The 14126-nt window shown below is 58.2% G+C and carries 13 protein-coding genes; 3 read left to right on the top strand and 10 right to left on the bottom strand.

Annotated features, from left to right (window positions below; genetic code table 11):
• Positions 1–15: 15 nt before the first annotated feature.
• On the top strand, positions 16–1356 hold the full coding sequence (potE, locus tag QMX98_RS05860; protein ID WP_154911579.1) for a putrescine-ornithine antiporter: 1341 nt from the start codon (positions 16–18) through the stop codon (positions 1354–1356).
• 48 nt (positions 1357–1404) lie between these two features.
• Complete coding sequence (locus tag QMX98_RS05855) at positions 1405–2310, top strand: amino acid ABC transporter substrate-binding protein (protein WP_282410432.1); 906 nt, start codon at positions 1405–1407, stop codon at positions 2308–2310.
• Between the two features lie 167 nt (positions 2311–2477).
• Here QMX98_RS05855 and QMX98_RS05850 read toward each other — a convergent pair whose 3' ends face one another.
• The 4 genes from QMX98_RS05850 to QMX98_RS05835 form a co-directional block, all read right to left on the bottom strand.
• Positions 2478–3590 carry a hypothetical protein gene (locus QMX98_RS05850; RefSeq protein ID WP_010459008.1) on the bottom strand — a complete coding sequence of 371 codons (1113 nt, stop codon included), beginning with the start codon at positions 3588–3590 and terminating at the stop codon, positions 2478–2480.
• Positions 3591–3673: 83 nt separating this feature from the next.
• Positions 3674–4849 carry a DUF2252 domain-containing protein gene (locus QMX98_RS05845; protein ID WP_318192328.1) on the bottom strand — a complete coding sequence of 392 codons (1176 nt, stop codon included), beginning with the start codon at positions 4847–4849 and terminating at the stop codon, positions 3674–3676.
• A gap of 536 nt (positions 4850–5385) precedes the next feature.
• A complete protein-coding gene (locus tag QMX98_RS05840; protein WP_077748774.1) occupies positions 5386–6579 on the bottom strand; it encodes an MFS transporter in 1194 nt (397 codons plus the stop codon).
• 71 nt (positions 6580–6650) lie between these two features.
• On the bottom strand, positions 6651–7679 hold the full coding sequence (locus QMX98_RS05835; protein ID WP_282410431.1) for an alpha/beta hydrolase: 1029 nt from the start codon (positions 7677–7679) through the stop codon (positions 6651–6653).
• Between the two features lie 192 nt (positions 7680–7871).
• Between QMX98_RS05835 and QMX98_RS05830 the strand changes: the two genes are divergently transcribed.
• Positions 7872–8771 (top strand): LysR family transcriptional regulator, encoded by a 900-nt coding sequence (locus QMX98_RS05830; protein ID WP_010459000.1) that lies wholly within the window; start codon positions 7872–7874, stop codon positions 8769–8771.
• Between the two features lie 167 nt (positions 8772–8938).
• Here QMX98_RS05830 and QMX98_RS05825 read toward each other — a convergent pair whose 3' ends face one another.
• From QMX98_RS05825 to QMX98_RS05800, 6 genes are read right to left on the bottom strand one after another with little or no spacing between them, the layout of a single operon-like run.
• The gene (locus QMX98_RS05825; protein WP_172790645.1) at positions 8939–9292 is read right to left on the bottom strand and encodes a RidA family protein; all 354 of its coding nucleotides are present in this window, start codon (positions 9290–9292) and stop codon (positions 8939–8941) included.
• A 9-nt stretch (positions 9293–9301) separates the two neighbouring features.
• Complete coding sequence (locus tag QMX98_RS05820) at positions 9302–10480, bottom strand: FAD-binding oxidoreductase (RefSeq protein ID WP_282410430.1); 1179 nt, start codon at positions 10478–10480, stop codon at positions 9302–9304.
• Positions 10473–11849: an NAD(P)/FAD-dependent oxidoreductase gene (locus QMX98_RS05815; RefSeq protein ID WP_282410429.1), complete on the bottom strand. Its 1377-nt coding sequence runs from the start codon at positions 11847–11849 to the stop codon at positions 10473–10475. The genes QMX98_RS05820 and QMX98_RS05815 overlap by 8 nt, the downstream gene beginning before the upstream one ends.
• Positions 11846–12199, bottom strand: coding sequence for a (2Fe-2S)-binding protein (locus QMX98_RS05810; protein WP_282410428.1), 354 nt, complete (start codon positions 12197–12199; stop codon positions 11846–11848). Before QMX98_RS05810 ends, QMX98_RS05815 begins: the two co-directional genes overlap by 4 nt.
• The gene (locus tag QMX98_RS05805; protein WP_172790641.1) at positions 12189–13331 is read right to left on the bottom strand and encodes an FAD-dependent oxidoreductase; all 1143 of its coding nucleotides are present in this window, start codon (positions 13329–13331) and stop codon (positions 12189–12191) included. The genes QMX98_RS05810 and QMX98_RS05805 overlap by 11 nt, the downstream gene beginning before the upstream one ends.
• Positions 13328–14125, bottom strand: coding sequence for an ABC transporter permease (locus QMX98_RS05800; protein ID WP_172790640.1), 798 nt, complete (start codon positions 14123–14125; stop codon positions 13328–13330). Before QMX98_RS05800 ends, QMX98_RS05805 begins: the two co-directional genes overlap by 4 nt.
• Position 14126 lies beyond the last annotated feature (1 nt).

Raw genomic sequence — 14126 nt, 5'->3', positions numbered from 1 at the left:
GGCAAGGAGTTTATGATGGCTGATTCAAGCAAAAAAATGAGCCTCATGGGGCTTACGACGCTGGTCACCGTCAACATGATGGGCTCGGGTATTATCATGTTGCCGACCAATATGGCCCAACTGGGGGCCGTCTCGCTGTTGTCGTGGGTTTTCACGGCGATTGGCTCGATGGCCATCGCCTACTGCTTTGCCCAGTGCGGCGTCTTCTGCTCACGTTCTGGCGGCTTGTCCGCCTACACCGAAGAGGCCCATGCGAAGTCGGGGTTTTTCCTCTGTTCGTACCTATATTTCCTGTCCTTGGCCATCGCCAATGTGGCCGTGGCCATCTCTGCGGTGGGCTACATGACCGCCTTCGTGCCCTGGCTGGGTACTGGTGCCATCCCGCTTTGCATAGGCACCATCACGCTGATCTGGCTGACCACCGTCGCCAACTTCGGCGGCCCTAGCATCACCGGCAAGATCGGCGCCTTCACGGTCTGGGGCGTGATCATTCCGGTAGCGGGCCTGAGCATCATCGGCTGGTTCTGGTTCAAGCCCGATGTACTGACCGCGGCCTGGAACCCGAACAACTTGCCCATTTCCGAATCCATCGCCAAAGCCATCCCCTTGACCCTATGGGCTTTCCTGGGCATGGAGTCGGCGGCCCAGGCCACCGATGCCGTGGAGAATCCCAAACGCAACGTGCCGTTGGCCTGCCTGTTCGGCACCTTGGGTGCAGCCGTGGTCTATGTGCTGTCGACCACCGTCATCCAGGGCATCATTCCCAATGCTGAGCTGGCCCAGTCCACGGCACCCTTCGCGCTGGTCTACGCGACAATGTTCAATCCAATGGTGGGCAATATCGTCATGGCCCTGGCGGTCATGGCCTGTGTCGGCTCGCTGTTGGGCTGGCAATTCACCTTGGCACAAACCGCCAAGATGACCGCCGACCAGAATCTGTTCCTCAAGTTGTTCAGCAAGGTCAACTCCATGAGCGCCCCCGTCGTCGGCATGATCGTCTGCGGCGTGCTGCAAACCTTGATGGCCCTGTCGACCATTTCACCGGATGCCGCCGCTCAGTTCAGCAAGCTGGTCAACCTGGCGGCGGTGACCAACCTCATTCCTTATATAACCGCGCTGACCGGCCTGCTGGTGATCATGTACAAGGCCGGGGTCTCAACGGCGATCTACTCACGCAACCTGGTCATACTGCTTATTGCGGTGACGTACTGCTTGTATGCGCTGTATGCCTGCGGCAAGGATGCGGTGATGGGCGGCACCCTGGTGCTCGCGGTGGGTTACCTGCTCTACGGCTTCCTCGCCAAGCGTTTCACTGATGCGCCGCCCGCCGAACAGGTCAGGGCGGGCAATCCTTAGGCGTGGCAATCAGGACTGCACAGACATCTGCATACGGGGAAACCGGACATGAACGTACCATTTGCCAAAACCACCAGATTGCTGCTTGTTTTCGCGCTCTCGACGCTGTCGCTAATGGCCAGCGCCAACACCCTTGAACGCGTGCGCAGCAGCCACACCTTCACCTTGGGCTACTTGCCAGACCTGGCCCCCTTCAGCGCACAGGAAGGCGACAAGGCCAGCGGCTATGCCATCGACCTGTGTCTTAAAATCGCCGAGAAACTCGAAAGCGAGCTGGGCCTGCCCGACCTGCAAGTGCGCTATCAGCCTGTAAAGGTTTCTGATCAGGTCAATGCGGTGAACCAGGGAAAAGTCGATATCCTCTGCACGCCGACGCCGCCCACCCTGGAACGGCGCAAGATGATCAGTTATTCAATCCCGATCTATACCGCCGGCCTCTCTGTGGTTGTGCGCAAGGACGCCTCCGAACCGCTGCTCAATGTGCTCAGTGGTAAAGTCGCCAACAGTGGCCCGACCTGGCGTGCGAGCATCAACAATGGCTTGGCTAACAATACATACGCCACCATTGAGGGCGGTGTGACCGAAGACTGGATTCGCGAGAGGATGCGCCTGCTGGGTGTGATTGCGTCACTGGTAACCGTGGCCAACAACGATGAGGGCATCAGGCTGGTCGCCGACGGCAAGGTGGATGCGTTCTTCGCCGAACGTATGTTGCTGAAAAACGAAATAGCCAAGCAGGGTGCTGCGAAGAACCTGGTGCTCCTGGATCGCATATTCGAGTACTCGCCGGTGGCGATGATCGTGGAGCGTAATGACGAAGACTTCCGCTTGCTGGTCGATACGGCCCTGAGCGAAGCCTATCGTTCGGGCACCATCGAAAAGGGCTACGACAAATATCTGGGGGGGACCAACGACATAGTGAAAAAATTGTTCAGGGTGTATGCGTTGCCTTAGTGACATCGTTAGCTACAGGCCGCCTGCGGGCGGCCTTTCAATCATCGGCGCAGGACAAAACCGCATCCGGCGAAGATTTCGCGCAGATGGTTATCAGGTGGGTGCCCACGTTTTAAGACTCTCGGTTCAGCCCGCTCCCGAGTGGTACCTGACACCACTCCAGTCGCTCAGTTTGCGGGCACGGTGATCACAGGCGTTTGTGGCGCCACGCCCGTTTCGGCCAGCGAAAACAGTACAAGAATAAACAAGAACTCCGATTTGGATTTCATGTCACGGTCATCGATCCAGAACCAATAGTCGCGATAGCGAACGGCTGCATAGGCATCGATTGGCCGCTCCCTGCTTGAGTGAATGCGCACTAATGGTTCGTCCCATGGGCTTGGATGCTCAGGCGCGGCAGGCGCCGGGTTTGCACGGCCTTCTTGCACATGGGCAGGTGGAACCTCGATGGTAGCGGCCAGCTCCACGAAGATTTCCGACATGGAACGAGTGAGTAGCACGACCTCGGTATCATCCTGCTGCACCATGCCGAACTTTAGATTCAGCTCGCTGGCATCGGGGCTCAAGTGAAGGAGTTCGCGCACCTTTCGGCGATCTTTCTCGATGTCGTCGGAGACGTCCCGCGAGATCAGGACGAGCATGCTTTCATCGTTGCTTCGTTGATTGATGCGCATCCCCAGCGACTCAGAGCGCTGGATCCGTCTGAAGGCCTCCAGTAACTCGTAGAAACGCGGATCTGCTGCTCGAAAACGCGAGGGGGATGTGGATCGGTTATAGACACCATTAACGGCGCTGGTGGTCAATTGCAGGACGCGATCAATAGGATAGCCGGCCTGAATCAGGGAGAACACGGCAGCCGGCGATAGGGGCTGCAATAAATAACGAGAGAATCTCTCCCCGGAAAGCGGGGTGTAGCTGATCGTCGGACGATCCGTGTACACCCCGGATGCCCCTATGGCCTGGCTGTTTCCATCGCTGGGAAGCCCAGAATACCAACTCGCTGCGAGGGTGACCTGGCTCTGCATCGCGCTGGAGGCAATGACCGAGGAAACCTCGAGGAACACGGGCGCATCTGCGTAGCGTAATTTGACGATATTGAGCAGTGTCTGTTCTTTCCAGGTCGAGGCAATAACTGCACTGTAATCTGTACGGTCACGCTGAATCGAGTTCGGTCCCATCGTTGTGCACCCGGTCACGCAGCAGGCAACGAAGAAGAGCGCTACTTGACGAGTACGGCCCGGCAATAGCCTGGTCTTCGCCGTTGAAAGATCGTGATCCATGACCTTGCCTCACAACGTATTGTTCTGTTGCACTGGGCAATCGGGTTCAGCACGCGAGGTAATGACTGCGCACTGGATCGGTTTCATAAGTCTTCTTCTATCAACACTTTGATGCGCCCTGATTTTTCAGCGGCCACCAACGAGGCATGGTCTTTCGCGTTTTGCTTGGCGTAGCTCTGGGCAAATTCGCCAATAGCCAGATCGAAGGTGTCCGACTTGCCCAAATAGCCGCTGATGAGCGCAGCATCCCCGGATTTGGCGTGGGCACGGGCCAGTGTGAGACCGCACAACTCGGCATACAGCTTCATTTGATCGACCGTCGCGCCCTCGACAGGGGCCGCCATTTTCATGTCTCGTAACTGCCGGACGAAGAAATGCCGGCCACTTTCCCCCTGCGTCCAGCCCAGGAAAATATCGCTGGAGGACTGCATCAGGCGTTGCCCGGTGACCACGCGCTCACCTTGATTCTCAAAGTCACTCTTGCCCGCAAAAGGAGCCAACACCGAAGGACAGGCTTCCTTGAATTGAAGGAGCAACGGGTGATTTTCAGCAGAAAAGAACAGGCCGACAAAACAATAGGTGCCGACGCTTCCGATCCCGACAGCCTTGACGACAAAGTCTTCGAGACGGTAACGATCGAACAGCACACGCCGTTCAAGCGGTAGCGATAATCGATAGTCTTGCAGCGCCACCTGCACACGTTGTGCAAAGTCCTTTTCATAGATATGAAACAGTATCGGTGGCTGATCGAGCAGGCGTCGACGTCCCGCTACTACGCTGCTGATTGTCGGATAAAGGTATTCGCCGATGCGTGCTTTGGCCTTGGCAATCAGCTGAACTCGGTTCTTTTTGATTTTGGCGTTGGGGGCCATGTCGATGATCGTTTGAGCGTCCAGGCGGTCATACCAGACGTCCAGCGGGCTCATCTTCGACAGTTTGCGCAGGCGCTCGCGGTAAGCACGAACACACTGGACCGCTATCGCCTGGGCGTCTTTGTCGCTGAGCCGGTTGTCACGGGCAGCCACGACGAAACTGATTGCGAGTCGTTTTACATCCCATTCCCAAGGGGCTGGAAGCGTTTCGTCGAAATCGTTAATGTCAAAAATCAGGTTGCGTTCAGGAGTGGCAAAAAGTCCGAAGTTCAAAAGATGACAATCCCCGCAGGCTTGGACTTGAATGCCTGTGTTCGGCGTATTAGCCAAGTCATGCGCCATCACCCCGGCAGAGCCACGCAAAAAGGTAAACGGGCTGCGTAACATGCGCCCGTAGCGAACCGGAATCAGATTGGGCAGGCGATATCGGTTAGACGCTTCCAGGATTTCAATAGGGTCGCGATGTTTACGCTTTGGCTTCCAAACGGCGTGAAGTGCGTGCGGCACGCTCTCGGATAAACGCTCACCTGCTTCCAGTCGTTCTTTGCGCGAGCGAAATATCGGTTCATCGTTCTCCATGCCTTTTGCGTCCTTCAACGTACCTTTGATAGGACTCTGCTTGTTGCGAGACATGTCCGCTCCTTTGTTCTCTGGGGCACCATTGAGTCAACCACGGTTGTAATGAGCCATATCAGGACAAGGCCGTAGCCATTTTTCATCAAAACGCTAACACCAGATGGCATTGGCATTTCTGACAAAAATCAATGCAGCGACGGGAAAAGCGTTCAGTGATGGGATGCCTTCAAGCAGATGTGCCAACGCCCGGATCTACCGGGCGTTCGATGGAAAAATAAATCCGTCCCCTTTTTTTCCTTTTTTCCTTTTTTTCCTCTCACACTTCCCCCCACGCAACAGCGGCATTGTCATCGTAATGGGGGCAGATCCGATCGTGATACGAACAGTGCAAGCACGGCAGCCACCAGAAGAAATAGTCCACTCGCGATGAATGTTGCCTGGTAGCCAGCTCCGTCATAAAGCAGCCCACCCAGCGTCGCGCCGAGTGTGATAGCCAACTGAATAACCGCCACCATCAAACCGCCTCCGGTTTCGGCATCACGGGGAAGCGTGCGTGATAGCCATGTGAACCAGCCCACAGGCGCGCACGTAGCAATCAGGCCCCACACACCCAGCAAAACGGCTGTCGCCCACATCGAGTTGCCGAAGACGAGTAGAGCCACAGCAATCCCCGACATCAGCAGTGGAATGATCATCAGCACTCGATTAAGGCTTCTGTTCAACACCGGGCCGATCACCATGGTGCCCACCAATCCGGCCATTCCGATAATCAGCAATAGCAGTGACAGTCCAGACACATCAACGCGGGTCACCGACTCTAGAAACGGACGCAGATAGGTGAATAACGCGAACTGCCCCATAAACAAAAATGCCACTGCGGCCATGCCCAGCGAGACTTTGGCGCTACCTAACAGCCGAAACACATCAAGTGCAGATCCAGACTCAATTTGCCCAGGCATTTTCGGCAGCGTGAATGCTTGCCAACAGAGCGCCAGAGCGGCAAGCGGAACCACGCAGAAGAATGCACCTCGCCAGCCGATCAGCCCGCCCATAAAACTGCCAATGGGGGCTGCGACTGCAGTGGCGAGTGCGGTACCGCCCTGAATCAAAGCGATGGCTTTAGGCACAAAACTTTCGGGAGCAATCCGTATCATGACGGCGGTCGACATTGACCAACTGCCACCAATGGCGATCCCCAAAATGGCTCGACCCACCATCAGTGTCGAGTAGTTCGGGGCAAAAGCGACGAGCGTGCCAGAGGCAATCATCAAGGCCGTCAGGAAAAGCAAAACGGGTCTTCGGTCGAGCCGGCGAATGACTGAAGAGATGAAAAGGCTGGTGACAACCGCGAAGAGGCCGGAAATTGAAATCGCTTGTCCGGCCTGCCCCTCTGTCAGCGCGAGATCGGTCGCAATCGGTGTGAGCAAGCTCACCGGCAGAAACTCCGATGTCACCAACGCAAAGGCGCACAGCGACATCGCCAGGACGGCGCCCCATACCTGTCGGCTCGCGGCTTGAATAGGTAAGGCAGTGCTGCTCATCTGATTTCCTTCAATACGTAAAGCGCCAACGCCTGTTGAGAGCGCATGGCCTGATAGCCCAACGATCAGTGTCACTTAAGGTTGGTTTGGAAGAACGAGGTCAGCTTGGCAAACGGGATAAGATCGACCCGATCATAGAGATCCACGTGGCCCGCACCTGGAATGATGACAAGCTCTTTGGGTTGACCAGCCAGACGATAGGCCTCTTCACTGAACTCACGGGAGTGAGCGTTTTCACCGGCGATAAACAGCATCGGACGTGGCGAGATCGTCTCGATATCGTTGAACGGATAGAAATTCATGAACTTGGTATTGCTGGCCAGCGTCGGGTGAGTGGTCAGTAACGGCGACTGGCCTTTGGGGGTGAACTCACCGCGTGGCGTGCGGTAAAAATCGTAGAACTCGCGCTCGATAGCGTTGGACTTGTCCGTCAGCTCATGGACAGTTCCGCTGGTGTACTGGGTTTCGCCCCCGATGAACTCGACATAGCGCTGCTCGGCAGCAGCGGCGATCGCTTGTTTCCTCTGCTCGACAGTGACGGAATGCTTCAGGCCATTTCGATTGGCCGCGCCCATGTCGTACATGCTGACCGTGGCAATGGCCTTCATCCGAGGGTCGATCTTGGCAGCGCTGATGACGAAGCTGCCGCTACCGCAAATGCCCAGGACACCAATCCGGTTCCGATCAATGAACGTCTGTGTGCCAAGGTAATCAACAGCGGCACTGAAGTCCTCAGCATAAATTTCTGACGAGACCGCGTTGCGCGGTTGCCCATCACTTTCGCCCCAGAACGACAGATCGATGGCAAGGGTCACGAAACCTTGCTCCGCCAGTTTCTGGGCATACAGGTTCGAACTTTGCTCTTTGACCGCGCCCATGGGATGGCCAACGATGATCGCTGCGCTTTTGCTGCCTGGTTTCAAATCTTTAGGAACAAACAGGTTCCCTGCAGTTTTCATCTGGTACTGATTGTTGAAGGTCACCTTCTTCATCGTGACCTTCTCACTTTTGTAAAAATTATTGGCTCCGTTAGACATGTCGGCTCCCAGTGCAGAGAGCGACGCCATCAGAAGGCCGAGCAAGATAACGAGTGTTCTCATGAGGTGCTCCCATCAGTGAATAGGGGCTGACCGGCCGGATTATTGGCTCTGGATCAGCGAGTGGTATGAGCCATGCCTGTAATTACAGGTGAGGCTTGCCCCCATTCTCCGGGAATACGTCATGCTTGATAATCTAATGAAAGCTTGTTGAAGTTATAAGCACAGCTAATCAATTGCGATAGGCAGGCTCCGATGCCACGACATAATTTGAACGACCTTCTGGCCTTTGTGACGGTCGCCAGGGAAGGCAGCTTCACCCGAGCGGCCGCCCTCTTGGGTGTCACGCAATCCGCCCTGAGCCAGACTGTTTCCGGGCTTGAAAAGCGCCTGAAAATTCGCCTACTGACGCGTACCACTCGCAGCGTTTCGCCGACGAGCGCGGGGGAACGCCTGATGCAAGCCATTGGTCATCGTTTTGACGAGATCGAGGCCGAACTGGATGCTTTGACCGAGCTTCGTGACAAGCCGGCGGGCACGGTGCGCATTACTTGCGGTGATTTTGTCCTGAAGACAATTCTCCTTCCGCGACTCACGCCTTTGCTCCTCGAATACCCCGATATCAAGGTTGAGTTTGATATCAACTATGGCTTCCGGGACATCGTTGCTGATCGCTTCGATGCGGGCATCAGATTCGGCGACACCGTCGATAAAGATATGATCGCCGCGCCTATCGGACCTGAAGTACGAATGGCTGCGGTGGCATCGCCTTCGTATTTCGCACGCAACAGCATGCCCAAGAAACCGCAGGATCTGGTGAATCACACATGCATCGACATACGCTATCCAACCCTTGGCGGAGTTGACGCCTGGGAATTCGAAAAGCGTGGTCGAAAGATCAACGTGCGTGTCGTGGGCCAAGTCATTGTGAATACCAGCGCACATGTCCCGGCAGCGGCAGTTAATGGCTTAGGCATTGCCTATTTACCGGAGGAAGAATTTGCCCCGCACATTGAAGAGGGCCGCTTGGTGCGGGTACTGGAAGACTGGTGCCCTTTATTCCCGGGTTATCACCTGTACTACCCAAGCCGTCGTTTGCCGACTCCAGCCTTCTCGCTCGTTCTGAATGCTCTACGCGGTGAGGCTTTCTATTAACGCGGCGGATGGGATGGGGGTTGTGTTGGATCGAATGCGGTTACCGCCACACTCCCATCAAGATGCCGCTTAAACAATAACCACAAGACACGCAGAAGACGGGTGGGGATGTTGAAGAACTATGGAGTCAACCGGTACTCCCGGTCCACTCCATGAGCCACTTGTTATCAGCCCGCCGCGACAACGGTAATTTCCACCAGCAGGTCCTGCGCAGCCAGACGCGATTCAACGGTGGCACGTGCAGGCGCGTGGCCTTCGGGTGCCCAGGCGTCCCACACCTCGTTCATGCCAGCGAAGTTGGCCTGGATGTCCGACAGCCAGACCTGCGCGGTGAGGATACGGGTTTTGTCCAAGCCGGCCTGGGCCAGGAAATTGTCGATCTTGGCCAGCACCTGAGCGGTCTGGCCTTTGATGTCCTGGGTGCGGTCGGTGGCCGTCTGGCCGCCAAGAAAGGTGAAACCGTTGCATTGAACGACGCGGCTCATGCGTTGGTTGGTTTCGATGCGTTTAATTTCCAGCATGTGAACTCCTCAATGTTTCGCGATGGTTGAAGCAGATTGAAAAGATGAAGGCTGCGCACTGGTAGCCAGTTTGAAACGGTCGATGGCGAACGGCTCCAGTGATATGTCCGAATGCTCGCCAAGAATGAGTTGGGCCAGCCGTTTACCGGTGCCGGGGCCCATCTGAAAGCCGCTGCCGCAAAAACCGAATGAATAACTCAGGTTACTGGCTTTGCGGCTGGCGCCTATCACCGGCAGGTCATCGGCGGTGAAGGCCTCGACACCGGCCCAGACGCGGTTGACGCCCAAGTGTCGCAAATGCGGAAACAAGTCGGTGACCGTGCGTGCGCTGCTGCCCAGACGCTCCATCTCGACTTCGCCATGGCGTGACAGAAAATCCAGCGACCCGATCAGCTTGCCACCGATCACCACCGTACCATTGGCAAACTGTTTGAACGACAGCGCTCTGGTTGTGGCACCCAGCACTGGGACACAGAAAGGTGCGACGCGATGGGTGACCATCAGCATCAGACCTTCCGGATGCACCGGCACCGGCTCGCCAATCTGCGCCGCCAGTCCTCCGGCCCAGGCGCCCGCCGTCACTACCAGGTGTTCTGCGCTGTACATGCCTTGGGGTGTGCTCACCCGCCACTGGTTACCTGTCTGTTCGATCTGTTGCGCCGGGGTATTTTCGTCAATCTGTACGCCGTGTTTTTGCGCGGCCAGGCGAAACGCGGTGACGGTCTTGAAAGGTAACGCGTGACCATCGTCCTTGACCCAGATGCCGCCCGTCACATGCCGTGACACGGTCGGCACTGTGTCGAACACCTGTTGCTGATCGATCAACACTTCATGGCTGAAACCCAACGCCTGAAGTTGCTCGACCCGCAACCGGCATTCCTCCAGATCGGCCAGGCTCTCCGCCAGTTTGAGCTGCCCGCTGGGGACAAAACCGCCGTCGTCGCCCAAGGTATTTTTGAGGTCATGCCACAGATCACGCGACGCCAGCGCCAATGGAATTTCCGTCAGGTGACGGCCCAGGGTACGCACGCCACCGGCATTGACGCCGGAGGCATGGCGCCCGCAGTACTCCGCTTCCAGGACGATCACCTTGACGCCGGCTTGCGCCAGGTAAAACGCGGTGCTCAGACCATGGATGCCGCCGCCGATCACCAGCACATCTGCCTGGCGTTTGCTCGACTCACTCACCGGCCAGCTCTCCCAGGGTAATCGGCTTGATCGGCGGACGGATGCGGTAGTAACCCACCTCTGCCGCCGACACGCCGCGGGCCTTGGCGATGACTTCGGTCACGGTCAGACCGCACATGCGCCCCTGACATGGCCCCATGCCACAGCGACCGAATGACTTGGCCTGATTCGGACCTGCGCAACCCAGGGCGACAAAGCTGCGCAGTTCACCCGCCGTCACTTCTTCGCAGCGGCAGACCATGACCTCATCGGCCGGAATACGGTTTTGTTCTTTTGGCTGATAGAGCGCATCGAGAAAAGGCCGAATCCGCAAGTTGGTCTCAAGTTGCACGCGCAACGAGCGAGCCTTGTCATCACGCTCAGCGGTGCTGAGGGTCTTGAGTTGTGAGGCGATCCCCAACGCCGCCAGTTGCCCCTGCACCGCCGCGGCCTGGGCGCCACCGATACCGGCACCGTCGCCGGCAACGTAGACACCCGGCACATCCAGCTCGCCCCATGAATCGGAGACCGGCCGGAAACACAGCTGATCCAGGTCCCATTCATGTCGAGCGCGCAACGCCTGACTGAACTGGATATTCGGCACCACACCCTGATGCAGCAGTACACAGCGGGTGGCGATGCGCTGCGCCGTGCCGGACACGCTGAATGTCAGTGCCCGCGCCGCCTCCTCGCCTTCGACCGCCAGTTGCTCGGCCCCCGTGTAATGAGCGATCCCGGCGCCGCGCAGACTGCGCATCAAGTCCAGCCCCTTGCGCAAATAAGGCCAGGCCCGCAGAGCGGCAAACAGGTGACGGCGGGCACGCCAGTAATCTTCGGGGCGCGTGGTGTCGACCAAGGCCTTGATCGTCACGCCGGCCCGCAGGTACTGCCAGCCGAGCAAATACAGGAGCGGGCCACAACCGGCCAGAACCACCGGTTCGCTCGGCGCCAGACCTGAACTTTTCAGCAGGATCTGCGCCGCACCGGCGCTCATCACCCCGGGCAAGGTCCAACCAGCAATCGGAAACGGCCGTTCCATGGCACCGGTCGCCAGCAACACGGCCCTGGCGTCCAGCGTGTACAGACGACCGTCGCGCAGATAACTGACCTGATGATCCCGGTTCACCTGCCACACCGAGGCACCTTTTTCATAGCGCACATTCGAGGACGCCAAGGCTTGGGCGAGTTGATTGCCGTGAGCATAATCCGGCCCCAGCAGATCCCGGCGGGACAGTGGTGCCAGGGTGATGCCCCGATAAATCTGTCCACCCGGACTGCCCTGCTCATCCAGCAACACCACCTGCAAGCCCAGCCCGGCCATCTGCGTCGCGGCCGCCATACCGGCCGCGCCTGCACCCACCACCACGACATCGACGGTTTCGCGGTTCATGACTGCACCTCCACGGCCTGGACATTCATCGGTTGATAGATCAAATCCCGAGCGCCTTCCTGTGAACGAATGCGCATGCCGTCGGCCACTTCGATCAGGCAACTTTGGCGATTGGGCACGCCGTCGATGTCCACCAGGCACTCGAAGCACACGCCCATCATGCAATACGGTGCACGGGGCGACTCGCTGACCGGCGTGGCGCGAAAGCGGCTGATGCCGGACATCAGCAATGCAGCGGCAACGCTCATGCCGGCGGGCACATTCAGCGGTTGATCGTTGAAGGTCAGGCTCACGGTCCGTGTCGCCCTGACTTCACTGATGATCGGTTGAAACAGCGGATCAGTGCGCATGTGAAAACACCTTGTCAGTTAGAAAGCGATCACCGGTAAACACCTCCAGCTCATCGGGGGGAGCCCCGCCCATGATCCACGGCGCGATGCGCAAGGCATGGGCCGCCGCCAGGGTGACGCCGCTGTGGCAGGTGACCACGAAGGCACCAGGGTGGGCGCTGGATTGCTGGTAGATGGGAAATCCATCCGGGCTCAGCACCCGCAATGCGCCCCAGGCCCTGACCAACCGCACATCACGCAGCAACGGAAAAGTCGAGACGCCGCGTTTGGCGATGGCCGCCAAGACTTCAGTGGAAGTGCCGTCGTCGAACCCCACTTCCTCCATGGAATCGCCAAGCTGCACCGTGCCTTCGTCGGTCTGTCGGACGTTGAAGGTCGGGTACTCGAGAAATGGCCGGACCCGTTCGCTGATCAACACTTGGCCGCGATTGGGCGTCACCGGTGCATACAGACCCACCTGCCGCGCCAGCGCCGCGTTGCCCAGCCCGGCAGCCAGCACGACCCGTGGCGCGACAAAGCAACGCTGGCCGGCTTTGACACGAAATTCTCCGGGGGCGCAATCGATGCGCTCGACCTGCACGCCGCCATGCAGTCGCGCGCCCTTGGCCTGCGCCGACGTGTGCAGAGCACGCAGCAGTTTCAATGGATTGACGTGGCCGTCCTGCGTCGTGTAACTGGCGCCGATCACTGCGGGCCCGATCAGCGGCAATCGCGCTTTTACTTCGGCGGCGTCCAGCATCTCGAACGGGTAATCGCCCAGCGCATCCTGCAAAGTCTGCAAGCGTGACTGGCGCTCCAGCAGTTCTTCGTCGCTGAAGCACGGGTGAAAACCACCTGGTTGCTTGAGCTGGACGTCGACGCCGCTGTCCGCCATCAGTGCTTGCGCGAACGCCGGCCAGCGATTCGCCGAAGACCGGGTCCAGCGCGCGTAATCCGGCAGGTCATGGCCTTTGCCCTGAACCCAGACCAGACCGAAATTGCCCCGCGAGGCACGAAACGCATCGTCGCCCTGATCGAGGACTACCGTGTCGACACCGCTGCGTGCCAACCCATAGGCCACCGCCGTCCCCACCAGCCCGCCGCCGATCACAATCACGTCCGACTGCACGACGCTGTGTCTGTCCTGGCTCATTTGCCTTCTCCGATGAGTACTCGATCCAGCCCGACCATGCGATCCAGCACCAGCATCAACAACACAGTGCCGACGATCAGCACCGTGGAGACGGCGGTGATCAGTGGATCGATGGTCTGGGAAATCTGGTTGTACATGGCCACCGGCAAGGTGGTGGTACCGGGCGTGGCGACGAATACGGTCATCGTCAGTTCGTCGAAGCTCTGGATGAAGGCCAGCATCCAGCCACCGATGACACCGGTGCGAATCCGTGGCAGGACCACCCGGTAAAAGGCGGTCCAGCGCGGGGCGCCGAGCGACAGGGCGGCCTGTTCGATGTCTCGTTCCAGGCCAATGGTCGAGGCCAATGTCAGGCGCAATGCATAGGGCAGCACCACGATCACGTGGGTAATGCTCAGCGCCCAAAATGATCCGCCAATCTGCGCCATGGAGAAGAACCGCAGGAATGCGATGCCCAGCACCACGGAGGGAATCATCAGCGGCGACAGCAGAAAGCCGGTCAGGGTGCCACGCCCCGGAAACTCGTAACGGCTGATCGCCAGGGCCGCCGGGACGGCCAGCAACGTGGCGACGGTGGCCGACACCAAGCCCAGCTTGAGTGACAGAATGAACGCATCGAGCATTTCCTGGTTCTCCAGCAATGCCCGAAACCAGCGCAACGACAAACCATTGGTGGGCAGTGACAGATAGCCCTTGTCGGTAAATGCCATCGCCATGACCACCACCAGCGGCGCGACGATAAAAGTGATGAACAGCAAATGAAACAGCAGCGAGAAAAATCCGTTCTTGTGCATG

The organism is Pseudomonas sp. PS02303, from assembly GCF_029959925.1.
Lineage (GTDB): Bacteria > Pseudomonadota > Gammaproteobacteria > Pseudomonadales > Pseudomonadaceae > Aquipseudomonas > Aquipseudomonas mandelii.
The sequence above is the reverse complement of the archived record's forward strand: the minus strand, read 5'-3'. Positions and strand labels throughout refer to the sequence as shown.